The organism is Burkholderia cepacia complex sp. TUM26381 (genome assembly GCF_057439935.1).
In genome coordinates, this window is sequence record NZ_CM172006.1 from 747,537 (window position 1) to 773,420 (window position 25,884).

Sequence of the window (25,884 nt, forward strand, 5' to 3'; positions counted from 1 at the left end):
CGGTGTGCCGCAGCTTGCCGCCAGCGCGCCACGGCACTGTCGCCCGGATTAGAACGAATGCTCGGGGCCGGGGAACGACCGGTCCTTCACCGCGCTCACATAGGCTTCGACGGCCGCCTGTATGTTCGGCTGGCCCTGCATGAAGTCCTTCACGAAACGCGGCCGCTTGCCGGGGAACACGCCGAGCATGTCGTGCAGCACGAGCACCTGCCCCGAGCAGTCGACGCCTGCGCCGATGCCGATCGTCGGAATCTTCAGCATGTGCGTGACTTCGGACGCGACGAGCGTCGGCACGGCTTCGAGCACGACGAGTTGCGCGCCCGCGTCCTCGACCGCGCGCGCGTCGCGCAGCAGCTGCGCGGCGCCGGCTTCGGTCTTGCCCTGCACCTTGAAGCCGCCGAACGCATGCACCGATTGCGGCGTGAGGCCGACGTGCGCGCACACGGGCACCGAGCGTTCGACGAGGAAGCGGATCGTTTCGGCGAGCCATTCGCCGCCTTCGAGCTTGACCATCTGCGCGCCCGCGCGCATCAGCTTGACCGCGTTCGCGAACGCCTCGGCCGGCGTGCCGTACGTGCCGAACGGCAGATCGGCGACGACCAGCGCGCGCGGCTGCGCGCGTGCGACGCAGGCCGTGTGATAGGCGATGTCGTCGAGCGACACGGGCAGCGTGGTCGTGTGGCCCTGCAGCACGTTGCCGAGCGAATCGCCGATCAGCAGCACGTCGGTGCCCGCGCGATCGAGCAGCGCGCAAAAGCTCGCGTCGTAGCAGGTGAGCATCGCGATCTTCTCGCCGGCGTCGCGCATTGCCTGCAGCTTGGGCACCGTCACGGCAGGCCGGCTCGATTCCTGGAGATAGGTCATGGGAAATCCGGGTCGATGGGTGAAGAACGACAGGCGGGACGCGTCAGCGCGTCGTCTCGCCCTTGACGAAGAATTCCTTGCGGCCGCGCATCGTCTCGATGCGCTCGACCAGCAGGGCGAGATCTTCGGGGGAGTCCAGCGGGTTCAGGTGTTCCGCGGCGACCGTCAGCACCGGCGTGCGGTCGTAGTGGTAGAAAAATTCGTTGTACGCGTCGACGAGCGAGCGCAGGTACGCATCGCTGATCTGCAGCTCCATCGGCAGCCCGCGCTTCTGGATGCGCGAGAACAGCACTTCGGGGCTCGCCTGCAGATAGACGACGAGGTCGGGCGACGGCGCCTGCGGCACGTCGACGTGCGTCGCGACCGAGCGATACAGCTGCCATTCGTCTTCCGGCAGGTTCAGCCGCGCGAAGATGTCGTTCTTCTGCGGCATGAAATCGGCGATGACGGGGCGGCCCGTTTCGAGCGCGCCGATCAGCTCGCGCGCCTGCTGCGCGCGCTGCAGCGCGAACGACAGCTGCACGGGCAGCGCGTAGCGCGCGGTGTCGCGATAGAAGCGTTCGAGGAACGGGTTGTCCTGCGGGCGTTCGAGCAGCGTCTGCATCGACCAGCGCTCGGCGAGCAGGCGCGCGAGCGTCGTCTTGCCGACGCCGATCGGGCCTTCGATCACGAGATAGCGGTGCGGGGCGCGCAGGTCGGGCGCGGTGACAGTCAGCGGAGTCGAGTTCATCGGCAGCGGGTCTTGTCGGCGTCTTCGCCGGCAGCGAGTGCCTTCTGCATCAGGCACTGGCAGGTTTGCACCTTCTCGACGCGCTGGTCTGCCACGGCGGCGAGGAAGGCGTCGGCACGGCCGCGCGCGGGAATGTCGAGCGCCGGCTCGATCTCGACGAGCGGCACGAGCGCAAACGCACGGTCGGTGAGGCGCGGGTGCGGGACGATCAGGTCGGGTTCGTCGATCGAATCGGCGCCGAACAGCAGGATGTCGAGGTCGAGCGTGCGCGGCGCATTGCGATACGGGCGCTCGCGCCCGAAGTGATGTTCGATCTTCTGGCAGAGCGCGAGCAGCTCGCGGGCCGACAGCGTCGTGTCGAGCTTGACGACGCAGTTGTAATAGTCGTCGCCGCCCGCTTCGAAGGGCGCCGTGCGATACAGGCTCGATTTGCCGAGGATCGAGATGGTGCGCTGCTGCGCAAGGCACACCACCGCGTCCTTCAGGGTCTGGCGCGCATCGCCGAGATTCGCCCCCAGTCCGATATATGCAACCGTCATGGCATCACTTCCTACGTCGTTCGCCGGCGAGCGCGTCAGTCGTCGGAACCGCCCGAGGTATCCGGTGCCTGCTCGGCGGCACCTTCACCCGGCTGGCGGTTTCGCACACCGCCGCGGCGGCGCCGCTTGCGGGGCGATTTTTCCTTCGAGCCGCCCTGCGTGAGCAATGCCTCGCGAGCAGCCGCGTCGCCTTCGATGAAATCCGTCCACCACTGTCCGACTTCCGCATCGAGCTCGCCGGATTCGCAGCGTAACAGGAGGAAATCATACCCCGCTCTAAACCTTTGGTGTTCCAGCAGCCGCATCGCGCTGCGGCCCGAGCGTTTCTCGAGGCGCAACTGCAGGCCCCAGATCTCGCGCATGTCGGCCGAATAGCGTTTGTGGATCGCGAGTTTCTCGGTCTGCATGTCGAGCACGTCGTCCATCGCGCGATGGAGCGCCGGCACCGGAATTTCGCCTTCGGCCGTGTATTGCTCGAAGCGCTGGCGCATGTCGTGCCACAGCAGCGTCGCGAACAGGAAGCCCGGCGACACCGGCTTGCCGGCGCGCACGCGCGCGTCGGTGTTGTTCAGCGCGAGCGTGATGAACTTCTCGCCCTGCGGCTGTTCGAGTACGACGTCGAGGAGCGGCAGCAACCCGTGGTGCAGGCCTTCCTTGCGCAGCCGCGTCAGGCATGCGAGCGCGTGGCCCGACAGCAGCAGCTTCAGCATTTCGTCGAACAGGCGTGCGGCCGGCACGTTGTTGATCAGGTCGGCGAGCGCGTTGATCGGCTCGCGCGTGTGCGGCTCGATCTCGAAACCGAGCTTCGCCGCGAAGCGCACGACGCGCAGCATCCGCACCGGATCCTCGCGGAAGCGGGTAGCCGGATCGCCGATCATCCGCAACAGGCGGGCGCGCATGTCGGCCATCCCGTCGTGGTAATCGAGCACCGTCTGCGTCGACGGGTCGTAGTACATCGCGTTGATCGTGAAGTCGCGGCGCGCGGCATCTTCATGCTGCTCGCCCCACACGTTGTCGCGCAGCACGCGGCCGCTCGCGTCGACCGCGTGCGTGCGGCGATCGAGTTCGTCGCGCTTCAGGCGCTTGGGCGGCTCGGCGGCGGCCGCTTCGGGCGGCGCATCGACCAGCGCGCGGAACGTCGACACCTCGATCAGTTCCTGGCCGAACTGCACGTGGACGATCTGGAAGCGGCGGCCGATCAGGCGCGCGCGGCGGAACAGGCGCTGGACTTCGGTCGGCGTCGCGTCGGTCGCGACGTCGAAGTCCTTCGGCGCGATGCCGAGCAGCAGGTCGCGCACGGCGCCGCCGACGATGAACGCGCGAAAGCCTGCCTGCTGCAGCGTGTCGGTCACGCGCACCGCGTTCTTCGAGATCAGCGCCGGATTGATGCCGTGCACGCTGGCCGGCACGACGGTCGGCTCATGGTTGCTGCGCGGCTTTTTCGCGCCACCGCCACGGGTGCCCTTCGGCGCGCGCGGGGCAGCAGGGGCCGCTTCGTCGGCCGGGGCCGCTGCGGGAGAGGTTTGCTCGCTTTCGTCCTGGCCGAGCAGCTTGCGGATGAATTTTTTGATCACGACGTTCAGAAGAGATCGAGGATACGCCAGCCGCGGGTGCTTGCATGCGCACGCAGCGTGTCGTCAGGGTTGGTCGCGATCGGGTCGGTGACTTTCTCGAGCAGCGGGATGTCGTTGTGCGAGTCGCTGTAGAAGTAGCTGTGCGCGAAGTCGTCCCAGTGCTTGCCGAGCGACGCGAGCCACGCTTCGGTCCGCACGATCTTGCCTTCGCGGTAGCTCGGCGTGCCGGTCGGTCGGCCCGTATACGGTGAATCGGGGTGCCCGTCGGTCGTCTCGACCTCGCACGCGATCAGCGTATCGACGCCGAACGCGGTCGCGATCGGGCGCGTGATGAATTCGTTGGTTGCGGTCACGACGCAGCACAGGTCGCCCGCATCGAGGTGCTTGCGCACCAGTTCGAGCGCGGCGGGCGTCATCGCGGGCCGGATCACCTCGTGCATGTACTGCTCGTGCCATTCGGCGAGCTGCGCGCGCGAATACTTCGCGAGCGGCGTGAGCATTGCCGTGAGGTACGCGTGGATGTCGAGCTTGCCGGCCTTGTAGTCGGCGAAGAACTGATCGTTCTGACGCGAGAAGCTTTCCGCGTCGACGATGCCGAGCTTCACCATGAAGCGGCCCCATTCGTGGTCGCTATCGGTTGGGATCAGCGTGTGATCGAGGTCAAAGAGTGCCAGATTAGTCATGGAAGCGCATTTTACTCGAAGCGGTTCGGGCCCGTGCCCGGTGGTGTGATGTCGTCGCCGGGACGCGCGAGCATCCGGCGCAGCAGCGGCAGCGTGACGGCGCGTTTCTGCTCGAGCGAAAAGCGGTCGAGCGCGTCGAGCAAGGCCATCAGGCTCGGCATGTCGCGGCGGAAATGGGTCAGCAAATAGGCGGCGATGTCGTCGGTGAGCGCGATCCCGCGCTCTTTCGCGGCGAGCTTGAGCACCGCGATCTTGCCGGCGTCGGACGGCGGCGACAGGTGGAACACGAGCCCCCAGCCGAGGCGCGTGCGGAGATCCTCGCGCACGTCGAGCGCGAGCGGCGCTGCGGGGCCCGCCGCGACGAACGCGCTCGACGGGTGCGCGCGCACTTCGTTGAACAGGTTGAACAGCGCGACCTGCTGCGTGTCGCTCATCCGGTCGCAGTCGTCGATCGCGTAGATGCCGATGCGCGGATCGAACGTGAACGCGCCGAGCGGGCTCTGCGGCGTCAGGTAGCGCGCGTAGCCGTACGACGCGTCGCTCACGAGCGCCTGCAGCAGGTGGGTGCGGCCGCTGCCGGGCTCGCCCCAGATGTAGAACGACCGGTCCGGCACGGGGCCCGCCGCGAGCGCGAGGTCGAGCTTCTGCAGGCGCGAGATGAGCTCGTCGTTCTCCTCGTTCATGATGAAGTTGTCGAACGTGGCGGGCGGCGGCGTGCCGAGATCGAGCGTCAGTTGACGGGACACAACAGTCACAATGCAGGTCGGTTGAAAATACGCGCGCCGTACGCCGGGCACGCGCCGGGGGCTGCGGTTCCATGGGCTTCACGCGCGGCCGCACGCACGGCGCCGCGCGGGTTTCGGCGCGGTTCGCTCGGCGTTGAAAACGGGGACGTGTTGACCAAGATGCAATCCCTGACGATTCGGTGCTGGGAATTCCGGCCAACGGGCCGGCTTCGGGTAAAATCGCATTTTACCGACCTTCTCGCATTCCCCCATGAATCCTCCGAAATCCGCTCCTGACGCTCAGGGTCTGTCCTATCGCGACGCAGGTGTCGACATCGACGCGGGCGACGCGCTCATCGACAAGATCAAGCCTTTTGCGAAGAAAACCCTGCGCGACGGCGTGCTCGGCGGCATCGGCGGGTTCGGCGCGCTGTTCGAAGTGCCGAAGAAGTACAACGAGCCGGTGCTCGTGTCGGGCACCGACGGCGTGGGCACCAAGCTCAAGCTGGCGTTTCATCTGAACAAACACGACACGGTCGGCCAGGATCTGGTCGCGATGAGCGTGAACGACATCCTCGTGCAGGGCGCCGAGCCGCTGTTCTTCCTCGACTACTTCGCGTGCGGCAAGCTCGACGTCGACACGGCCGCCACGGTCGTCAAGGGAATCGCGCAGGGTTGCGAACTGTCGGGCTGCGCGCTGATCGGCGGTGAAACGGCCGAAATGCCGGGCATGTACCCGGACGGCGAGTACGACCTGGCCGGCTTCGCGGTCGGTGCGGTCGAGAAGAGCAAGATCATCGACGGCAGCACGATCGCCGAAGGCGACGTGGTGCTGGGCCTTGCGTCGAGCGGCATCCACTCGAACGGCTTCTCGCTCGTGCGCAAGATCATCGAGCGCGCGAACCCGGACCTGTCGGCCGATTTCCATGGCCGCTCGCTGGCCGACGCGCTGATGGCGCCGACCCGTATCTACGTGAAGCCGCTGCTCGCGCTGATGCAGAAGCTGTCGGTGAAGGGCATGGCCCACATCACGGGCGGCGGTCTCGTCGAGAACATCCCGCGCGTGCTGCGCGAAGGCCTCACCGCCGAGCTCGACCAGAACGCATGGCCGCTGCCGCCGTTGTTCAAGTGGCTGCAGGAGCACGGCGGCGTCGCCGATGCCGAAATGCACCGCGTGTTCAACTGCGGCATCGGCATGGCCGTGATCGTCTCGGCGGCCGATGCGGACGCAGCGATCGCCGACCTGACCGCCGCCGGCGAACAGGTGTGGAAGATCGGCACCGTGCGTGCGACCCGCGAAGGCGAGGCGCAGACGGTCGTAGTCTGACCGCAGCAGCAGATGCAGCAAGGAAAGCCGCCCGGAGTCGATCCGGGCGGCTTTTTTTTCGGGTGCGCGTGCAGTACGGACGCGCGCCGATGAAGGAGGGACGACGATGACCGAAGACGAACACGCGATCCGCGCGCTCGTGGACAACTGGTTCGTGTCGAGCCGGCGCGGCGATCTGGCGACCGTGCTTGACCTGATCGCCGACGACGCGATCTTCATGGTGGCCGGCAAGCCGCCGTTCGACAAGGCAGCGTTCGCGGCCGCGTCGCGTGACGCGAACGCAGGCGCCGAGCATGCGCCGAAGGTCGACGGCCGTTACCGGATCGACGAGCTGCGCGTGCTCGGCGACTGGGCGTACATGCGCAATTTCATCGAGATCGAGGCGACGCCGCCGGGCGGCGACACGATCCGCCGCTCGGGCCATACGCTGACGATCTTCCGCAAGGCCGACGGCCGCTGGCAACTCGTGCGCGATGCGAATCTCGTGACGCTCGTGCATTGAACGCGGCGGCACGGGTGGCGGGGCACCCGCCGATGCTCATGCGGACGGCCGCGGCGCGTTTGCCGGGCGCGTGCCGGCCAGCAATGGCGGCACCAGCAGGTACAGCAGCGCCGCCGCGGCCCAGACGAGCCCCGGCCACGTCGTGCGCGTCGCCGCGTAGGTTGCGGTGACGACCAGCGGCCCTGCGACGCCGATCAGGCTGGTCACGCTCGCCAGCGTGCCTTGCAGTTCGCCCTGGCGCGCATCGTCGACCTGCCGCGCGAGCATCGCCTGCAACGCCGGCAGCGTCATGCCGCCGGCCGCGAACAGCGGCAGCAGCGTGAACGGCACCCATGCGGCGGTCGCGAACGCGATCACCGCGAGCCCGAGCGCATCGCCCGCGAGGCCCAGCGCGAGCGCGCGGCGCTCGCCGAGCCGCGCGATCAGCGGCCCGATCGCGAATGCCTGCGCAAGCGCGTGGCACGCGCCGTAGCCGGCGAGCGACAGCCCTGCGACCGGCGTCGACCAGCCGAAATGTTCCTGGCCGTACAGGATCCACAGCGTTGCGGGCGCCTGCGATACGAGCGCCACGATCACGTAGATGCCGACCAGCGGCACGAGCGCGGGTGCGCCGCTCAGCCGGCGCAGGCTCGCGAACGGGTTGAGCGAGCTGGCCGCATGGCCGTCGCGAGCCGAACGCGGGCGGGATTCCGGCAGCGCGCGCCACACGAGCACGAGATTGAGCGCATTGAGCAGCGCGGCCGCGACGAACGGCGCACGCAGGTGCAGCGCACCGAGCAGCCCGCCGATCAGCGGGCCCGCGATGAAGCCGATGCCCATCATCGCGCCGAGCTGGCCGAAGCGCCGGGCGCGGTCGGGTTCGGCCGTCACGTCGGTCACGTACGCGGTCGCGACCGCGACGTTCGCGCCGGTGATGCCCGCGACCAGCCGCCCGACGTAGAGCCAGGCGAGCGTCGGCGCGAGCGCCATCAGCAGGTAGTCGAGCGCCGCGCCCGCAAGCGACGCGAGCAGCACGGGGCGGCGGCCGAAACGGTCGCTCAGCGCGCCGAGCAGCGGGGCGCACAGGAATTGCGCGAACGCGTACAGCGCGAGCAGGACCCCGTAGTGGGTGTCGGTGCTGCCCGCGCCGGCGAGCGAGCGCAGCAGCCCGGGCAGGATCGGCATCACGATCCCGACGCCGATCGCGTCGAGCAGGACCGTGGCCAGAATGGCAATCAGGGACGGATTCAAGAAGGTAACTCTATCGATGATAGAGTGGTGATTATTCCATAGTTTCCCTATCGGTGATAGAGATGAAGGACACAGGGGCGCGGCTGACGCGCGACACGGTATTGCGCGCGGCGCTCGAATTGCTGGATGAAGTGGGGATCGATGGGCTGTCGACGCGGCGGCTGGCCGAGCGGCTCGGCGTGCAGTCGCCGACGCTTTACTGGCATTTCAGGAACAAGGGCGAACTGCTCGACGCGATGGCCGAGGCGATCATGCTCGAGCGCCACGACGCGTCGCCGCCGCGGCCGGGCGAAGCATGGGATGCGTGGCTCGCCGGCAACGCGCGCAGTTTCCGTCACGCACTGCTGGCCTACCGGGACGGCGCGCGCCTGCATGCCGGCACGCGGCCGCGCGCACTGCATTTCAGCTCGATCGAGCGCAAGGTCGCGCTGCTCGGCGACGCGGGCTTCACGCCGGACGAGGCGGTCGACGTGATGTACGCGATCGGCCGCTTCGTGGTCGGATGGGTGCTGGAGGAGCAGGCGGAGCCGGACGGCGACGCCGAGGCGCCGTTGCCGGACGCGGCCGAGTATCCGCTGCTCGCAAAGGGCTGGAACGCGCTGCGCGAGCGCAGCGGCGACGAAGCGTTCGAGCGCGGCATCGCGTGGATCGTCGACGGCGCCCGTGCGCGCCTGGCGGCGCGTCGGGCGGGCTGACGCGTTCAGTTACCCGGCGTGCTGCCGTCGAGTACGCGTTCGAGCGCGTCGAGCGCGCGGGCCGTCGAATCCGGCGCGATGCAATCGACGACGATCCGCTCCGGCATCGCACGCAGCCACGTGATCTGGCGCTTGCAGAGCTGGCGCGTCGCGAAGACGCCCTTGTCGCGCATCGTCCGGTAGTCGGTCTCGCCGTCGAGGAATTCCCATGCCTGCCGGTAGCCGACGCAGCGCATCGACGGCAGGTCGGGATGGAGATCGTCGCGACGGCGCAGCCGTTCGACTTCGTCGATGAAGCCGGCGTCGAGCATCGCGTCGAAGCGCTGCGCGATCCGTGCGTGCAGTACCGCGCGATCCGACGGTTCGAGCGCGACCGGCACGAAGCGGTAAGCGGCGGCCGCATCGTCCGTGCGGCGCGGCGCGGCAAGCAGCGCCGACATCGGCTGCCCGCTCAGCGTGAAGATTTCGAGCGCACGCTGGATCCGCTGCGAATCGTTCGGCGCGAGCCGCGCGGCCGTGTCGGGATCGACCTGTGCGAGCCGCGCGTGCAGCGCGGGCCAGCCGTCGCGCGCGGCGTCGGCGTCGAGCTTCGCGCGCACGTCCGGATCGGCGCCGGGCAGGTCGTTGAGCCCCTGCGTCAGCGCCTTGTAGTACAGCATCGTGCCGCCCGCGAGCAGCGGCGTGCGGCCGCGCGCGATGATCTCGCCGATCAGGCGCAGCGCGTCCGCACGGAATTCCGCGGCCGAATACGCGTCGGCCGGATCGATGATGTCGATCAGGTGATGCGGCACGCTCGCGCGCTCGTCGCGCGACGGTTTCGCGGTGCCGATATCCATGTCGCGGTAGACGAGCGCCGAATCGACGCTGACGATCTCGATCGGGCGGTGCGCGGCGAGCGCCAGCGCCGCGGCCGTCTTGCCCGACGCGGTGGGGCCGAGCAGGCAGGCGATCGTCGTCGGAGAGGACTGCGGTGAAGCGCTCATTGGCCGCGCATGAACAGGCGGTCGAGATCGTTCAGCGTGAGCTGATACCAGGTCGGCCGGCCGTGATTGCACTGGTCCGCGCGCTCGGTCGCCTCCATCTGGCGCAGCAGCGCGTTCATCTCGTCCAGCGTCAGGCGCCGGTTCGCGCGCACCGCGTGATGGCAGGCGAGCGTGCCGAGCAGTTCGTGCTGGCGCTCGGTGAGCACACGCGAGCCGCCGAACGCGTGCAGGTCGGCGAGCACCGCGCGCGCGAGCGACTGCAGGTCGGCGTCTTTCAGCAGCGCCGGCACCGCGCGGATCGCGAGCGTCGTCGGCGACAGCACCGCGAGGTCGAAGCCGAGCGATTCGAGCGTGTCGCGTTCTTCCTCGACCGTGCCGATCTCGACCGGCGTGGCCGTCATCGACACGGGCAGCAGCAGCGACTGCACGGCGACCGTGCGGTCGGCGAGCGCGTTCTTGAACTGCTCGTACAGGATCCGCTCGTGTGCCGCATGCATGTCGACGATCACGAGGCCGTACGCGTTCTGCGCGAGCACGTAGATGCCGTGGATCTGGCCGAGCGCGAAGCCGAGCGGCTGCTCGTCGTGAGCGGTGGCGGCGAGCGGCGCTGCGGCGAAGCCCGGCAGCGGCGCGACGGGCGCGCCGGCCGAATCGCGGGCGAGGGTCGTCGTGCCGTCCGGCGTGCCGGCACCGCTGTCCTTGCGGCCGAACAGCGCATCGTAGAGCGCGAGCGGCTGCGCGACGGGCAGCGTGCCCTGCGTCATGCGCGCCTGGCGCATCCAGGTGTTGCCGGACGACGAGGACGACGACGGCGACGAGAAGCCGCTACCGCCGAAGCCACCGGTGCTGCCGGTCGGGTGGCCCTGGCTCTGGCCGAGCGGCGTGTCCAGGAACGACGATGGCCCGCGCGGCGCGGGTTCGAGATGCGCGGCATGGCCGCCTGCCGTGGTTTCCGGCGACGCGCCCGCGTGGCGCGCGAGCGCGCGCTGGACCGCATGGAACACGTACTGGTGGATCGAGCGCGAATCGCGGAAGCGCACCTCGATCTTCGACGGATGCACGTTCACGTCGACGGCTTCGGGCGGCAGGTCGAGGAACAGCACGTACGACGGGTAGCGGTCGCCGTGCAGCACGTCCTCGTAGGCTGCGCGCACCGCGTGCGTCAGCAGCTTGTCGCGCACGAAGCGGCCGTTGACGAAGAAATACTGCTGGTCGGCGCGCCCGCGGCTCGCGGTCGGCAGCCCGGCGCAGCCGTAGACGGCCAGCGGTCCGGCCTGTTCGTCGAGCGGCAGGTGCGCGGTCGCGAAGCTGTCGCCGAGGATCTTCGCGACGCGCTGCGCGGGCTCGGTCGCATTCCAGTGCTCGACGGCCTTGCCGTTGTGCAGCACCGAGATCGCGACGTCCGGCCGCGCGAGCGCCGCGCGGCGGATCATTTCCAGGCAGTGGCCGAATTCGGTCTGCTCGCTCTTCAGGAACTTGCGCCGCGCAGGGGTGTTGAAGTACAGCTCGCGCACTTCGATCGTCGTGCCGGTCGAGCCGGCGGCGGGCGACAGCACGCCGGTCTGCGCATCGATCTTCATCGCATGCGCGGCATCGGCCGTCCGGCTCGTGATCGACATCTCGGCGACCGACGCGATCGACGCGAGCGCTTCGCCGCGGAACCCGAGCGTCGCGACCGCCTCGAGCTCCTCGAGCGAGCGGATCTTGCTGGTCGCATGGCGCATCAGCGCGAGCGCCAGCTCGTCGGGCGGAATCCCGCAACCGTCGTCGGTGATCGAGATGCGCTTCACGCCGCCTTCTTCCAGCACGATGCGCAGTGTCGTCGCGCCGGCATCCATCGCGTTCTCGAGCAGCTCCTTGACGACCGACGCCGGGCGTTCGACGACCTCGCCGGCGGCGATCTGGCTGATCAGCTGGTCGGGCAGGGGCTGGATCGCGCGCAGCGGGCGCGGAGCGGGGGCGGGCGTGGCGCCCGCGGCCGTTTCGGTGATATCGGACATGGCCGAATTATAGCGAGGCGGCGGATGCGTGCCGGGGTGGCCCGCCGTTACGTTTTTTCACGGAGCCTTAAGGTAGTTTCGGTATCATGACTCCATTGCGCGCGCCGCCTTGGCTGGCGGGCGCCTCCGCCATCTCTGGCCTTTTCCGGCCGTTCCGGCCCTATCGCCTTCGAGGAATCGCATTTGGATACGCTGCTTCATTTCGTCAACCTTGTCCTGCATATCGACGCCTTCCTCGGCGATTTCATCCGGCAGTACGGCGCGTGGGTCTATCTCGTGCTGTTCCTGATCGTGTTCTGCGAGACGGGGCTCGTCGTGTTTCCGTTCCTGCCGGGCGATTCGCTGCTGTTCATCGGCGGCGCGTTTGCGGCGACGGGCGAAATGAACGTCGGCGCGCTGATCGTACTGCTGCTCGTCGCGGCGATTACCGGCAACACCGTGAACTACCTGATCGGCCGCTGGGTCGGCCCGAAGGTGTTCAATACGCATATCCCGGTGCTCGAGCGCTTCCTCGATCGCGCCGCGCTGCAGAAGACCCATTCGTTCTACGACAAGCATGGCGGCAAGACGATCGTGCTCGCGCGCTTCATCCCGGTCGTGCGCACGTTCGCGCCGTTCGTCGCGGGTGCGTCGTCGATGAGCGCCGCGCGCTTCCAGCTCTTCAACGTGATCGGTGCGCTGGTCTGGGTGCTGCTGCTCGTGCTGCTGGGCTATTTCTTCGGCAACATCCCGTTCATCCGCCAGTACCTGAACGTGATCGTGCTGGTCGGGATCGGCGCGGCGATCGTGCCGGTCGCGCTCGGCGCGGTGTGGAAGCTGGTGCGCGGGAAGCAGTCGGACAACGCGCAGAAGACGGGCGGGCGCTGAGCGCGCGCGTTACCGTCGCTTCGGGGCAATAAAAAAGCGTGGCGAGTGCCACGCTTTTTTTTCGTCCGTGAATGCCGTTACGCGGTGCGATGCGAGACGGGCGTTTCGGGCGTCGGGTATTGCGCGTCGCGGAACGTCTCGAGGATCACGCGGTTGGTGTCGCAGTACACCTGCCAGTAGTTCTCGGGCGCCGTGGACGGGCGCACGAACAGCAACGGGCCTTCCGGCGTGAACTGCAGCACGCCGACGTCCGGCGCCGGGCTGGTCAGCACGTTCGGGATCTGCTGGATCGACGACTTCAGGCGGTTGATCGCGTCGACCGCATCGACACCGTTCGCGATCTTCGCGGTCAGGTCGACACGACGGTACGACGTCGCGCTGTAGTTGGCGATGTTGTCCGAGAAGATCTTGTTGTTGCCGACGATCGTGACGATGTTGTCGGGGGTGACGATCGTCGTGCCGAACAGGCCGAGCTCCTTCACGGTGCCCGTGACGCCGCCCGCGTTGATCACGTCGCCGATCTTGAACGGGCGCAGCACCTGCATGAACACGCCCGCGGCGAAATGCGCGAGCAGGCCGCCCCAGGCCGTGCCGATTGCGAGGCCGAGGCCGGCGAGCAGCGCGGCGAACGAGGTGGTCTGCACGCCGAAGATCTGCAGGATCGCGAGGATCAACAGGATCGTCAGCAGCACGCCGACGACGGAGGTCAGGTAGTCGGTGAGCGTCGGGTCGACCTTGCCGCTGCGGCGGACGACCTTGCCGAGCAGGCGGGTACCGATGCGGATCGCCCAGCGGCCGATGAACCACAGGACGATTGCGGCGAGGAGGTTGAGGCCGAAGTCGAGGCCGCGGGTCATCAGGAATTGCTGGGCGGTGGCGAGATCGATCATGCGTTCTCCAGGTGGGGGATAGGGGCGCGATGTGCGCGTGGCTGCGCAGTTATACCTGTGCGATGACGACACGGCAACCGGGCCGGGCGATTGGACTGTCAGGGATTGTCAGGGGCAATTCGTTCGGCAACCCGACGATCGTGACGGAGGCGGTGTCCGGACCCGACAGGCAACGCGCGACGCGGCATCGCAACCTGCCGGGTTAGACGGCGGTCGGCCCGGCAACCGAGAACGTGACGTGCCGTGGCGCTGCAAGTCGCTGCTGGCGCGACAGTACCCATGTTCCCGGTACTGCTTCGGTGAAGCCGCATGTCGAATAGACTGCCCGGCCGAGTGCATTCGCCGGCGTTTCGACGACGTCGCCGACCGCATCGGAATGAGCGTGAATGGCTGCCGTGATGGAAGCCAGCAGGGATTGCTCGACGCCGAGTCCGAACACGCGGCAACTCATGACGTATTGCTCGATACGCTCGTGATGCACGATTGCGACGGCGACGAGACCGTAGTCGGTGTATTTGTCGATCACATGCGCGACAACCATCACTGTGCCGGCATCGAATGCGCGAGCGCACTCGTCGAACGACCATCTGCGCCCCGTCGTATTGAACTGGTTGGATTTGTTGACCAATTCGAACGCGCGCGTGAACCTGGCATCGTTCGTATTCGTCACGCGGTGTGCCGTTACCTTTACTTGCAGCGATTGCAGGAATGCTTCACGACTCATTTTCGAACGGGCATGCTCGCGCTCGATCTGGGCTTGAATCATTTCAGTGCGGCGGCCGGATTCGTCGGTGACGTGCGCAACCTGTGTTTCGCCGGACCAGAGAAGCACGCGGCGCAGACGATAGACATCGCTGCCGAGAACCCGCATGTCCGGAAACGCCTCCGCCACGGCGGCGCGCTCGACCGGATTGTCGTCGATAAAGACGACGTTTCTCGGCAGCAGATTCGTTTCAGCGAGAATGTCCTGGATGTTTTCGACCTTGGGCTTCCAGTTGATCTTGATCGACGCGAAATCGGACATCGAGATCACGCCTCCGACGAAGCCCTCCGTGCTCCATAGTTCGCGGATGCGTTGCTCGTCGTTCTTGCTCGCGATGGCAAGCAAGATGCCCCGGCGTTTCAGGAATTGAAGCGCTTCGATGACGCCGAGCGGATAGCCTTCGATGGCGTTGAAGCGAATGCCTTCCTCGGCGATCACGCCTCGCCACAGCGTATCGTCGAGATCGACGATGACAAGCTTGACGGAGTCGATCTGTTTCGCGGACGTATACATCGCCCGTAGCTCATGCCATACGGCGGCGCAAAACTGGTTCGTCTTGATTTCGTACTGTTGACTATATTGCGCGGGCGGTTCGATTCGCTGACTGTCGAGCGGGTAGTCGAAATCGAAGACGAACGTGCCGTGTGCGTGCACCCATATGCTGTCATCCTGAATGTATTTCTTGCCGATCGTCGACGAGATGGCGTCGATGTCGATCGTATAGGTGTTTTGACGTGCGGAAACTTCCCCGGCGATCAGTTCGTTCAGCTTCTCGGTGTAGAACACGGGATTGCGCAGATCGTATCGCGGCAACATGCGCCCCATGGCGTTCTGCTGCGGAACCAGGAAGTTCGCGACGAATGTCAGGATCTGATGTGAGTCGTTGTAGCTCAATGCGCCGCCCAGCAGTTGCAAAAGGCGTTGTCGTGACTCGTTGAACGTCTCGACGTAGCGCTGCGGATTCTGGTAGTTCAGGCGTGCCGTCATCGTTTCCGGCGCAACGGTGCGCATTGGGAGCACGATGAGCTGAAATGCGTACGCTTCGACCGGATGCGGCGGGCTGGGCGGCAATTGGCCTGCAAAATTGTAGGGGACGTAATCGACTGTCGCGCCATCGAACGCAAACGCCGCGTAGGGCGTGAGCAATTCCGAGAAACATGACCCGATAACCAGTATTCTCGATGCGCCGTGCCGGCTCGTGGAAAGGTCGTTGGGTACGCGATGCAGCCAGTCGTCGACCGGTTGTGCTGCGGGAGACGTGGTTTCTGTCATGTGTGGATGCACCTCGTCAGATGATGGCACCGAAGCATGTGAGGTAACCGGGCTTCCAGCGACGGGCAAATTTGAGGCCTGGCGCCGTGCTTGACGAAGATCGGCCTCGCGGCGCGTGTCGCTGCAGACGCATCCGAATTTCTAGCGCCGGCGCATGGCGACGATGTGAATCTGGATGTTTTGCTGGCTGATGCGGCAATCAAGCGGTGCGCGTCGCACGTGACATGCCGCCCGGGACTTCACGCGGCGTGACGTTCGCCAACTTGGTATATACCAAGCGCGACAGATGAGGCAACCACGGTGAGGCCGATGACGCGGAGGGACGGATGCGGTGTCGGAAGGCATCCTGGGCGGTTGCCGACCGGATGCCGCACGTCGAAAGAGGGCAGAGGCGGGCTGACGAGGTTCGCGTTGCGCGAAGAAGGCAATGCGACCGAAGCGGGCCCGACGCGGTCCGTGCATTGACGGCGAGGCGCGGGCTGGTCGCTTGCCAGCCAGCGGAAGAACCGGTGAACGCGCGCTGCGATGCAGATCGCGTCGAACCGGGCAAGGTCGCGGCGCCGCAGCGACGCGCCCTTGCCCTTGGGCGAAGCTCAGACCTGGAAGTTCGCGATGGCTTCCTCGTCACAGACGACGCCGGTGACGTTGCGATGCAGTGGAGCGGGTTCGTCGGCTGCCGGGGCTGCCGGCCGCTCGACCGGTGCTGCGGCGGCCTGATCCGTACCGCCGCCGGCATAGTGCTTCATGAACAACCGCATCACGTGTGCCACGCCCGCATCGGTCACGGTACGAAGGTCGTCATCGAAGTACGCGCCGCGATTGTAGTTGCCGGTGATGACTTCGAACGACGGGAAGTAGCCGACGTGGGCATGCGCCGTGCTCAGTTCCTCCGCCGCGACGCGCAGTACCGACTTGCTGTACGTCGTTGCCGTCAGCGCATGCTTCGGTTCGTACGTTGCGATCAGCGGCACCGGTGACACGGTCAGGATCACTCGGCATGCCGGGTTGATGACGCTGAGCATGCCGATGAACTCGTTCATGTCCGCAATCACGTCGGCTGCCGAGAAATTGACGAACTCGTATTTGTCGGCATCCATCGACCCGCCAGCGACGCCCGGTGCGAGCGGGAAAATCGCTCCGTCCGATTTCGCGCGCCACGACTCGGTCAGCCCCAGCGTGAATACGAAAACGTCCATCTGCTCGAGCATGGTGCGAACGGCCGCAAAATGCTCGGCGCGTGATGCGACGAGTTCTGCCTCCGAACCGAAACCCTCAGGTTCGATCTGCGGACGGAACGGATCGACGAAGCGACCGTCCTTGCGTTGCCACACCTGGTCCTGCGGCACGAATTCGCCGCTGACCCGCTTGAGAAGCTGCACGAGCTGGCGCGCAGTGTAAATGTTGCCGTAGCGCGCCGAGAACACGCCAAAATTACGGTTTGCGGCCTGTTCTTTCGTCGATCCCTCGGGCGCTTGCTCGGGGATGAAGTAGTTGAAGCCGTTGGCGCTCAGCGTTCGCGCGATGTGTTGCGCAAAGCAACTGCCGGCAGTCGCGACCTTCTGCTCCTGTGCGACCGAAAACTTCCCGGACACGACCGGATCGACGTCGATCGCCGCCGGCGTTGCGACGCCCTTCTTCCAGAATTGATGGTCCGGCAGGTTGCGATACGGATTCGCGAACGCGTCGGCGGCCGGTTCTGCCAACCGTCGATCGAACTCGGCAAGATAGAAATTCACCGGCATGATCGAATCCCGGTCGAATTGCTGATAAGTCGCAATCGACCCGTCGATGAACGCGCGCAGACCGATGACGCCGTTCGGCTCTACCTGCTTGAAGGCGTAGTCCCCGGACTCGGGGTAGGACGTTGCTTCCGCGACCTCCGGATAAATCGGCCAGATCGGCAGCAAGGCGAGCGGATCGTGCGCGTAGCGCCCGGGATTCTGATTGATGACGGGCACGCCGAGACGCTCCAGAACCGCGCGTGCAACGTCGGCCACCGTCGACAGTGTCGGATGGTTGTACGTGTGCATAAAGCAGCCGCTGCGCAACCATTTGTCGACGGCACCCTGCAGATTCAGGCCGGTCGCCGCAATTTCTTCTCGCAGCGCCTTTTCGGCGTGCGACCAGGTGTTCAGGTAACCGAGCTTGCGGTAAGTCTCACGGGTGAACCTTGCTTCGATCTCGTCTGCAGACAGGCCGCGCAGATAGCCGTGAACCACGAGCGACGAGTTGTAATGCATCATCGGCCCCTGAATCGCCTCGGGAACGTCGCTGCCGATGCGCTTCCCCTGCAGATAGGTCATGTCAGGGTGATGGCCGACGAATGCGAGATCCGGGAAGAGCACCAGCCGGTCGCGCGGCATGTCTGCCATGTGCTGTTCGATGAATCGCTGTGCGATGACAACGTCGTATTCCTGGAACAGCCACGGTACCGTCACCGAACCATCCGACAGCGTCGTCAGCAGGAAAAACTGCGGCTCCAGCGTGCCGCTCATCTCGCGCATGCATGCCGCGAGACTGGCTCCCTGGCAATTCGAAATGATTGCAATTTTCACAGACCAATACCTCGAATATTAAAACCGCCGTTCATCGTGGAACGGCCGCATGTTTGAAAAACGAGCAACATCCCGGTGTCTCGCCGATTGATGTTGCGAAATTCACGCAAGTCGATTCTTGCAAAACGGACTATTGCTTCCGAACTCCCTCTGGTGCGGTCGGCCCACGTCTCGAGGTTGAGCGATGTCGCGTCGTCGTGAGTGCCTTCATTGGGGAGCTTCGAGATAGGGTCTTTAATGCGCTCAAGTCACATCCATCAAGCTGCCCGGGCACAATCGAGCACGGCCTGACGGATCCATTTCTATCGAAATGTAAGGCCCGCCGTGACTGCCGAGCCCGTCAAGAGGCCAATAATACACGGTAAGGACTGAAAGTATGTGGCATGGAATTCAGGCTGCATATGGACGAGCCGAGGCAGGACTTTTCTTGCCGTTTACCGGATCCGCAGGCTGAACGTCACGTCGTCGGCACACCTTGCGCTGCTTCCATGTCGATGCGCGATGGGCGGATCAAGTTCTTCGCGCAACGCATCGGTGAGGCCGCGCACGATGGCGGGCGTGACATCGTTGCGTGTCTGGACCGGTGGCCCCGAGACAGTTTCCGGCAGAGGGGCTTCGCGGTTGATCAATCCGCGCCGGGCGGCCTGGAAGATCGGGAAGTGCTGCGGCTCGATGAAGTGCGGCCCGCTACATGGTCGAGGCGGTGCAGCTGCGAGCGACGGGGGAAGCTGGGGCGCCGGTATATTCATGGCCGCCGTGTGACCGCCGTCCATATCTGATGCGGTCCGGCCATACGCGCCTGATCCTCATGCAGCGCTGTTCTTCGATTCCGATGCGATTCGCGCGGGTGTCTGCGGACGAAGCTGCAGCCCCGCTTGCGGGTGCCGGGGGCGGGAAATGTTTTGCTTGATGGCGCCTCGCCCCGGCAACGCGTAGAGATTACCGATAGCTTAATCGGGCTGGACTCTTTTTCCTGCCTCGCGCGTGAAAAACAAGCCGACGAACAGAAGCGTCGCGTCGACGAATACCATGTACGTAACATCGTAATGCGTCTTGACGACGGATCCGAAAAACCCGGCGCGCAGCATTTCGGTGCCATTGACCATGGGCACGAGAAGTGCATATTTTCGCCACGCCTCGGGGAGCCATTCGACCATAAAGGCCGAGCCGGAAAGCGGAAAGACCAGATAGGCGATCGTATGCCAGAGCCGCTCGACCATTTCACTCCGCTCGGTCAGCGAGCCAATCGTCAGTGCCAATGCTGCCCCGAAAACGGAAAGATATAACCATCCGGCCAATACGAGCGAGATATCCTTCGGAGGCTCCATCCAGCCGACGATGATATAGATGACGCTCAGAATAATGCACGACATCGTGGCGCCGGAGATTTCGAGCAGGATGCGTGCCCAGAAAAAATCGACAACGCGGACGTTGCGGTGATAGAGCAAGCTCTGGTTCGGCAGGATCGCCAGTGCACAGCGGGTGGTGCAGTTTCGCCAGACCAGAACGGCGGAATAGCCGGTCAATGCGAACGCGGTAATCGAAATGGATGCGACGTGTTCGGCTTTGACCAGGTTCCACAGCGTCGTGACACCGACTGTAAATGTCATCGGCTCCAGGAAAATCCACAGGAAGCCTACGTTGTGGCGGCCATAGCGCGTCAATATTTCACGCATCAGCAACGCGCTGATGACGCGTAGCTGAATGCTGATCGATCGGACCAGCGGCGTATTGTGCTGAGATTCAATCATGTAAGCGTAAAGGTTTCGAGAGTGCCGGCGAAGCGGGGCAACCGTTCGATTGAAGGATTGCCTCTGTGAGGCGGGCAATCGGTGATGCGGTACTTCTTGCTTTCCACCCTGTCCTCGAGCACGTCGACGCCTTCTTTCAAAATCGGAAGCGATGCCGGGGCGATATCGGGCCTGCTGCTCTGCTGGCCGTGGCAGGTGACCCCATTGCCCTTGCGGTGCCCGGAACCCGATTTAGCGTCGTCCCGACGGAAGAATCCGGTCGAGAGTATATATGGAACGCAACACTGCATGCACGTATGGAATGCGTTTGAACTGGCCAGCGATCGGGATGCGAACGACGGTCTCACCATTCGGTGCATTCGTGTGTCGCGAACACGTTGCCCCGATTGGCGCAGGGCGTAGGCTGTCGAGATGCGTGGGCAGGGGGCGCAGCTGCGAGTGTCGTGCGCCGTCCGTTGCGTGCCGCCGGGGTGCCGGTCTGGCCAAGTCGTTTTGTTGCGCCCGGTATTTGCCGTCGCGCTGCTGGCAGGGCTCTTATCGTCGTTGCCGGTGTCCGGTACGTAAGCGCCGGACGATGGATTTTCGTCTGGCCCCGCGTCTTGATCGCAATCGTTGAGCAGCAGGAAGTCCATGTGAGTATTGCGGGAAGGCTGCATGCATCTTCGTGGGTCATTTTCATGACACCGCGCCCGCCCGAAAGCAGATCGTGCGAGCCGCGTTTCACCGGTTGGACTGGGCGACATGGACGGCTGCCAAGAGGGCTTTTTATTTTGCTGTCGCGCGCAAATGCATTTAAATTGAAAGGCGTCGATTTTTGTATGGTAATCGCGATGGTGAGTGGCGTTGTGTCGATCGTCCATTAATGGTGATTTGATGTTTTTCAGATCATTTTTATTTTCATGGCGAGGAATGTCGGTAAGGCGCCGCTTTACTGATCTCGCCGGAACGGATGTTGCACATCGGGTGAGTGGGGGTGGGGCTTGCCAAATTCGGGGCGACTTCGCATCCGGCGAACGATTCGACGGCCGTCACTCAAGCTTGCGATTCGAACGACCTGGTCCAGTCGTAACGCGCTTCGGTGATTCGAATTAAATGGCGAGTCGGAAAGACGTTTTGCAAGCGTTCCGTTGCGATGTGAGTTCGGCGCAAACGCTTGCGTTGCGATCCGGGTGGCGTCGGTGAAGCGGTTTCTACGGAGGACGCCGGCGATGAAGTGGCGCCTGGTGCGTGCCGAATCAAAAAGGGCGGATACCGGATGCCTCGGGGTCGCGTCGTTGTCGGTGCCGGGTGCCGTCTTGGTTGTTCTTGACAATGTGACCATTCGGCTTCGGGTGAATTCGATCTGGACGCCCGCGGCGGCGCAATAGATGGCTCGGTAGATTCGCGGTATCGCTGTCGGTGTCGGCGCGCTTTCAGGGCATTTCAAAGCGTCTCGATTCCTCGTGACGTAATTTTGTATTCATGCGGAAATTTGTGGAATTTGTTGCGTGGATGGTTCGGTTTTCAAGTAAATTTCGCTTGTATGGTATTCGACGCCGAGTGCGTGACTTATAATTGCCGGTCGCCGCTGGTCGGGACCGTTGTACGTGTCCGTGACGGCAACGAATTTTCCCGGTTTCGCTTCCTGCATCCGGCAGTGAGGCTGGCTGCGGCCGCATCGTTTGGTGCCGCGCGGGGGTATGCCGACGGCCCTCGTTGACGAGCCGGGCGGTGGATGCGGCGACTGCGCGCGAGGCGCGCAACTCCTTGAAACGGGCGGGCGGTGAAAGAAAAGGCGCAGGACGGGCGGCGTTTTGGGACTGACAAGAGAGTCACCTGTTTTGAATTTATTGATTTCGTGTTGTGGAGCGCGCCATATAAATGAGATCGAATTAGAGGGTAATGGGTCGTGCTCAATTTCGGTTTGTTGCTAATTCCAGTGGTGTCGCTTCGAATTTGGTGAACTCTTGATGAATATGAATGTCGCAGGCCTGCTGCGGGCCGATGGTGAAGATTTTGTTCGTAACGCCTATCTTTCGTTGCTGCGTCGTGAGCCCGACGAAAGCGGCCGGGCTCATTATCTGGAACGTTTGAAGTCAGGTGTGCCGAAGGAACGTATTCTCGCTGAATTGTATTTGTCGGCGGAAGGTCAGCAGAAGAGCGTTCGTGTCGATGGAATGGACGATGTGGTGGCCACGTATCAGCGCACCTCCTTTGCGCCGTTCAAATTCCTGAGCAAGCTTTTTTCTTCGAATGCATCGCCGTCGCTTTCCGAGGCGGTCGCGCCTCCGGTTCCCGTCACGGATGCACACCTCGAGGCGCCGGCCATGCCGGCGCACGAGATTGCTGTCGCGCGCGTCGAGCCCAAGCCGGTGATTCCGGTTCCGGTCGTGGCGCCGCGCGATGAGCCGGCGGTATGGATGGACCTGACCGCGACGATGGAGTGGCGCGGCGGCGTGGTGGGTATCATCCGTGCGGAGCTCGAGGTCGCGCACGGGTTGAAAAAGGTGCATCCGGGCATTCGCTTTTCCATGCAGCGAGGCGGCGGCTTTATTGAAATTCCGCAAGAGCAGATGCGGTGGCTGTTCGATGCCGACAACGTTGCGGAAACCTATATTCGTACGGTCGGCGCCCAGATCTCGAGCGAGCAAAGCGACACGTCCGGCAGTCCGTGCCTGGCGGAGGTCCTGAATCTCGTCGCACCCGACAACGCACCGTTCTTTCATCCGTATATCGCAGGCGATGCGATCTTCTCGTGCGGCTGGATCACGAGCCAGAAGGAAGCTTATTTCTCGCGGCTCAAGAACGAGTGTCCGGGCGTGTATCTGTCGTATCTCGTCTACGACGTCATCCTGTTGCGCAAGGGAACGAGCCATCTGTACGACAAGCAGACGCGTGACCAGTTTGCGCAGTATCTCGAGTGGGTGGCGGAAAACGTCGACTTCATCCTCTACGGCGGACAGACTGCCCAGCGCGATGCGACGGAAATTTTCAAGGAGCGCGGCTGGCGCGTTCCGCATAGCGACTTCCTCAAGCTCGGGTCGGACATTGCGCGTGCGAAAGGCACCCAGGACGACCGGACCATCCTGCGCGACATCGGTATTACCGGGCCGTACCTGATTACCGTGGGCTCGATCGAGCCACGCAAGAATCACGACACGATTTATCGGGCGTACCTGATGGCGCTCGAAAAGGACCCGCGCAAGGTTCCGCAACTGGTGATCTGCGGCAAGCCCTGGTGGTCGGAGGATCTGCTGGATGCGCTCAATCGCGATCCGCGTCTCAAGGGGGTGATCATCCGGTTGTCCCCGACCGACGAGCAGCTGGCGGCGCTGTATCGCAATTGTCTTTTCACGCTGTTGCCCAGCCTGTACGAAGGCTGGAGTCTGACGCTGCCCGAGAGCCTCGATCAGGGCAAGTTCTGCATTGCGAGCGATAACCCTCCGCTGCGCGAAGTGGGGCGTGACCTGGTCGAATTCGTTCCGGCCTGGGACGTCGCGACCTGGGCGGAAAAGATCGTGTTCTATGCGAACGACGCGCAGGCACTGCTGCAGCGCGAGTCGCGGATTGCGAAGGAGTGGACCAAGACGACGTGGCTCGATACGGCCGGCATGATCCGCAGCAAGATTGCGAACTACCGGGCGAATCATCCGGCTGCGCATGCGGAGCCGTCGATCTGGATGGATCTGACCACGACGTATCTGTATTGGCATGGCGGCGTGCAGGGCATTATCCGGGCCGAACTTACCTACGCACGGTATTTGCACGAGCTGGCGCCCAATACGCATTTCTTTGCCTGCCACAACGGCTTGATGTTCGAGATCTCGTCGGACAATCTTTCGTGGCTGTTCAATAGCGATGACCTGGCGACGTCTTACCGGCACTTCCACGAGTTCTACAAGGAGCATGAAGCCGACGGAACCGGTTGTCGTCATCCGTTCGCGCATGGCGCCGGCCCCGATCATCCGGGCGTGCTGCGAGAATTCCCGGACAACGCGATCGTGTTTTTCGCGGCGATCGACTGGAATCCGTCCCACGAAATGGCGCGATCCCATCAGGCGGTGCAGCTGGCGCGTCAGAAGAAGAACGTGACGGTTTCCCAGCTCATCTACGATTTCACGCCGATGCTGATTCCGCACCATCACATGAAGGAAACCGCGGACGCATACGAGCCCTTCATCAAGTACTCGTCGGAAAACTTCGATCATCTCGTGTACGGCGGGCAGACGGCACGACGCGACGGCATCTCGTTCCAGAAGGCGCATGGGTGGCCGACGCCTCCCAGCGATTACGTCGAATTCGGATCGGACATTTCCGAGTCGGATGTCGTGTCGACGCGTGCGAGCGCATCCGCCGACGCGGCGGTGCTGCAGAGACTCGGTGTCGCATCCCGGTTCATCATTACGGTTGGAACACTGCAACCGAGAAAGAATCAGGAAATGCTCTATAAAGCGTATGTCACGCTACTGGAGCAAGGGCACGAGGCGGAATTGCCCCAGATGCTGTTCATCGGCGGAAAGGGTTGGAACTCGGATGACTTCCTGAAGGTCTTCTCGGAGGATGAGCGCATCAAGGGCAAGATTTTGCTGCTCCGCCCGACCGATGCCGAACTGAATGTGCTTTATCGACATTGCCTCTTTACGCTGCTTCCGTCCTTCTACGAGGGATGGAGTCTGACGTTGCCGGAGAGCCTGAGTTACGGGAAATTCTGCCTGACGTCCGACTGCGATCCGCTGCGTGAAACAGGGCGGGATCTGGTCGAATACATCAACCCGCTCGATACCTATCGCTGGGCGGAGCGCATCCTGCATTACTCGACGCATCACGAAGAGGTCGCAGCGTGGGAAGACCGAATTCGTCACGGCTGGAAGTCCAGGACGTGGCGTGAATCGACCGAGATGCTGCTGGAATCGCTCCGTCGTGCTCATCTCGAACGCGGCGCGAAGAGATAAGTACCGAGGCTGTATTCGAGGCCGCCCGCCTGGGGCGGCCTCCACTATGAATTCACGACGAAATGGCAACGATACTCATCACTGGCATCACGGGTTTCATCGGGACGCATTTGGCGGCGCATCTGACCCGCCAGGGGCATCGGGTTTTCGGTACGACAACGGGTACGTCGGACAACGCGTTGCAGTGTAGTCTCCACGACTACGAGCAAGTGGCTTCCGTTGTTCGAACGGTCAATCCGGACGTGCTGATCCATCTTGCAGCGTTGTCGTCCGTGACGAGCGGTACGACGATGCAATACTACGAAACGAACGTCCTGGGCACGGAGCACGTACTGAAGGCCATCGACAGCCTCGGTGGGCGGCGACGCATCATGTTTTCCAGCACGGCGGGCGTTTATGGAAATCAGAACACCGAAGTCCTGACGGAACTGTTGACGCCGAAACCCGTGAGTCACTACGGCATCAGCAAGCATGCCGCCGAATGCCTCGTCATGAATTATCGCGACAAGCACGACATCACGATCCTGCGGCCGTTCAATGTCGTGGGGACGGGCCAGAATGCGGACTTTATCGTGCCGAAGCTCGTCAGTCATTTCGCGAGGAAGGCGCCGTCGATCCGGTTGGGCAATCTCGACCCGGTGCGCGACTATATCGATGTCGATGTGTGCTGCAGCATGGTTGCCGATGTGCTGGATAAGTCCGCTTCCTTCGGGGAGGTCCTGAATGTTTGCGCGGGCGCCGGCAAATCGGTCAGGGATCTGCTTGCAATCATGACCCGGATCTCCGGTCACGAGATCGAGGTCGTGTCGGCGCCGGAATTCATGCGCAAGAACGAGGTGATGCGATTGCTGGGCGATCCTGCCAAGATCAACTCCATTTTGCCTGCCCGGGACAATACCAATGATCTGGAGAAGGTGATCGGCGAGATGTTGTCGGATGCCCGGAACCGGTTGGCGGGCACGCAGTAACGCGGCTTCGCTCGCTGCAGGGCGGGCTGCCATTC

Annotated in this window: 21 protein-coding genes; 7 read left to right on the forward strand and 14 right to left on the reverse strand. The window is 64.0% G+C overall.

What is annotated here, in order from left to right; translation table 11 throughout:
- Positions 1–48 precede the first annotated feature (48 nt).
- Genes panB through hda form a run of 6 tightly spaced genes read right to left on the reverse strand, consistent with a single transcriptional unit; the run spans position 49 to position 5,136 of the window.
- Entirely contained in the window at positions 49–864 is an 816-nt protein-coding gene (gene panB, locus ACWMMN_RS03555) for a 3-methyl-2-oxobutanoate hydroxymethyltransferase (protein WP_486422977.1), read from the reverse strand.
- A 43-nt stretch (positions 865–907) separates the two neighbouring features.
- A complete protein-coding gene (locus ACWMMN_RS03560) occupies positions 908–1,594 on the reverse strand; it encodes a deoxynucleoside kinase (RefSeq protein ID WP_059236000.1) in 687 nt (228 codons plus the stop codon).
- A complete protein-coding gene (gene folK / locus ACWMMN_RS03565; RefSeq protein ID WP_006476832.1) occupies positions 1,591–2,133 on the reverse strand; it encodes a 2-amino-4-hydroxy-6-hydroxymethyldihydropteridine diphosphokinase in 543 nt (180 codons plus the stop codon). The genes ACWMMN_RS03560 and folK overlap by 4 nt, the downstream gene beginning before the upstream one ends.
- A 35-nt stretch (positions 2,134–2,168) precedes the next feature.
- Positions 2,169–3,707 (reverse strand): polynucleotide adenylyltransferase PcnB, encoded by a 1,539-nt coding sequence (gene pcnB / locus ACWMMN_RS03570; RefSeq protein WP_059235996.1) that lies wholly within the window; start codon positions 3,705–3,707, stop codon positions 2,169–2,171.
- Between the two features lie 5 nt (positions 3,708–3,712).
- Positions 3,713–4,390 carry a histidinol-phosphatase gene (locus tag ACWMMN_RS03575; protein WP_034182802.1) on the reverse strand — a complete coding sequence of 226 codons (678 nt, stop codon included), beginning with the start codon at positions 4,388–4,390 and terminating at the stop codon, positions 3,713–3,715.
- An 11-nt stretch (positions 4,391–4,401) separates the two neighbouring features.
- A complete protein-coding gene (gene hda / locus ACWMMN_RS03580; protein WP_059235994.1) occupies positions 4,402–5,136 on the reverse strand; it encodes a DnaA regulatory inactivator Hda in 735 nt (244 codons plus the stop codon).
- Positions 5,137–5,386: 250 nt separating this feature from the next.
- Between hda and purM the strand changes: the two genes are divergently transcribed.
- Both purM and ACWMMN_RS03590 read left to right on the forward strand, forming a co-directional pair.
- On the forward strand, positions 5,387–6,442 hold the full coding sequence (gene purM / locus ACWMMN_RS03585) for a phosphoribosylformylglycinamidine cyclo-ligase (protein ID WP_059235991.1): 1,056 nt from the start codon (positions 5,387–5,389) through the stop codon (positions 6,440–6,442).
- 106 nt (positions 6,443–6,548) lie between these two features.
- Positions 6,549–6,944: a YybH family protein gene (locus tag ACWMMN_RS03590; RefSeq protein WP_059235989.1), complete on the forward strand. Its 396-nt coding sequence runs from the start codon at positions 6,549–6,551 to the stop codon at positions 6,942–6,944.
- Positions 6,945–6,980: 36 nt separating this feature from the next.
- Here the strand turns inward: ACWMMN_RS03590 and tet are convergent, their stop codons facing one another.
- Entirely contained in the window at positions 6,981–8,174 is a 1,194-nt protein-coding gene (gene tet / locus ACWMMN_RS03595) for a Tet(A)/Tet(B)/Tet(C) family tetracycline efflux MFS transporter (protein ID WP_063805250.1), read from the reverse strand.
- A 62-nt stretch (positions 8,175–8,236) separates the two neighbouring features.
- On the opposite strand from tet, the gene tetR reads away from it, so the two are divergent.
- The gene (tetR, locus tag ACWMMN_RS03600; protein WP_059235988.1) at positions 8,237–8,869 is read left to right on the forward strand and encodes a tetracycline resistance transcriptional repressor TetR; all 633 of its coding nucleotides are present in this window, start codon (positions 8,237–8,239) and stop codon (positions 8,867–8,869) included.
- 5 nt (positions 8,870–8,874) lie between these two features.
- Here tetR and miaA read toward each other — a convergent pair whose 3' ends face one another.
- Positions 8,875–9,852, reverse strand: a complete 978-nt coding sequence (gene miaA, locus ACWMMN_RS03605; protein WP_059235986.1) for a tRNA (adenosine(37)-N6)-dimethylallyltransferase MiaA — start codon at positions 9,850–9,852, stop codon at positions 8,875–8,877.
- Positions 9,849–11,852 carry a DNA mismatch repair endonuclease MutL gene (gene mutL / locus ACWMMN_RS03610; protein ID WP_340623817.1) on the reverse strand — a complete coding sequence of 668 codons (2,004 nt, stop codon included), beginning with the start codon at positions 11,850–11,852 and terminating at the stop codon, positions 9,849–9,851. The genes miaA and mutL overlap by 4 nt, the downstream gene beginning before the upstream one ends.
- Positions 11,853–12,035: 183 nt before the next feature.
- Between mutL and ACWMMN_RS03615 the strand changes: the two genes are divergently transcribed.
- The gene (locus ACWMMN_RS03615) at positions 12,036–12,719 is read left to right on the forward strand and encodes a DedA family protein (RefSeq protein ID WP_059235982.1); all 684 of its coding nucleotides are present in this window, start codon (positions 12,036–12,038) and stop codon (positions 12,717–12,719) included.
- Between the two features lie 77 nt (positions 12,720–12,796).
- On the opposite strand, the gene ACWMMN_RS03620 is transcribed toward ACWMMN_RS03615, so the two are convergent.
- The 3 genes from ACWMMN_RS03620 to ACWMMN_RS03630 all read right to left on the reverse strand — a co-directional run bounded on the left by ACWMMN_RS03620 (position 12,797) and on the right by ACWMMN_RS03630 (position 18,139).
- Complete coding sequence (locus tag ACWMMN_RS03620) at positions 12,797–13,609, reverse strand: mechanosensitive ion channel family protein (RefSeq protein WP_059235980.1); 813 nt, start codon at positions 13,607–13,609, stop codon at positions 12,797–12,799.
- 202 nt (positions 13,610–13,811) lie between these two features.
- A complete protein-coding gene (locus ACWMMN_RS03625; protein ID WP_486422978.1) occupies positions 13,812–15,644 on the reverse strand; it encodes an HAD-IIIC family phosphatase in 1,833 nt (610 codons plus the stop codon).
- A gap of 593 nt (positions 15,645–16,237) precedes the next feature.
- Positions 16,238–18,139, reverse strand: coding sequence for a GSCFA domain-containing protein (locus tag ACWMMN_RS03630; RefSeq protein WP_230950373.1), 1,902 nt, complete (start codon positions 18,137–18,139; stop codon positions 16,238–16,240).
- A 443-nt stretch (positions 18,140–18,582) separates the two neighbouring features.
- Here ACWMMN_RS03630 and ACWMMN_RS03635 point away from each other — a divergent pair, with 443 nt between their 5' ends.
- Positions 18,583–18,978: a hypothetical protein gene (locus ACWMMN_RS03635; protein ID WP_486422979.1), complete on the forward strand. Its 396-nt coding sequence runs from the start codon at positions 18,583–18,585 to the stop codon at positions 18,976–18,978.
- 171 nt (positions 18,979–19,149) lie between these two features.
- On the opposite strand, the gene ACWMMN_RS03640 is transcribed toward ACWMMN_RS03635, so the two are convergent.
- Both ACWMMN_RS03640 and ACWMMN_RS03645 read right to left on the reverse strand, forming a co-directional pair.
- A complete protein-coding gene (locus tag ACWMMN_RS03640) occupies positions 19,150–19,950 on the reverse strand; it encodes an ABC transporter permease (protein WP_059235975.1) in 801 nt (266 codons plus the stop codon).
- Positions 19,947–20,582, reverse strand: coding sequence for a hypothetical protein (locus tag ACWMMN_RS03645; protein ID WP_486422980.1), 636 nt, complete (start codon positions 20,580–20,582; stop codon positions 19,947–19,949). The genes ACWMMN_RS03640 and ACWMMN_RS03645 overlap by 4 nt, the downstream gene beginning before the upstream one ends.
- A 1,317-nt stretch (positions 20,583–21,899) precedes the next feature.
- On the opposite strand from ACWMMN_RS03645, the gene ACWMMN_RS03650 reads away from it, so the two are divergent.
- Both ACWMMN_RS03650 and ACWMMN_RS03655 read left to right on the forward strand, forming a co-directional pair.
- Complete coding sequence (locus ACWMMN_RS03650) at positions 21,900–24,881, forward strand: glycosyltransferase (RefSeq protein ID WP_486422981.1); 2,982 nt, start codon at positions 21,900–21,902, stop codon at positions 24,879–24,881.
- A 62-nt stretch (positions 24,882–24,943) separates the two neighbouring features.
- On the forward strand, positions 24,944–25,849 hold the full coding sequence (locus tag ACWMMN_RS03655) for an NAD-dependent epimerase/dehydratase family protein (RefSeq protein ID WP_081051875.1): 906 nt from the start codon (positions 24,944–24,946) through the stop codon (positions 25,847–25,849).
- The last annotated feature ends 35 nt before the right edge of the window (positions 25,850–25,884 follow it).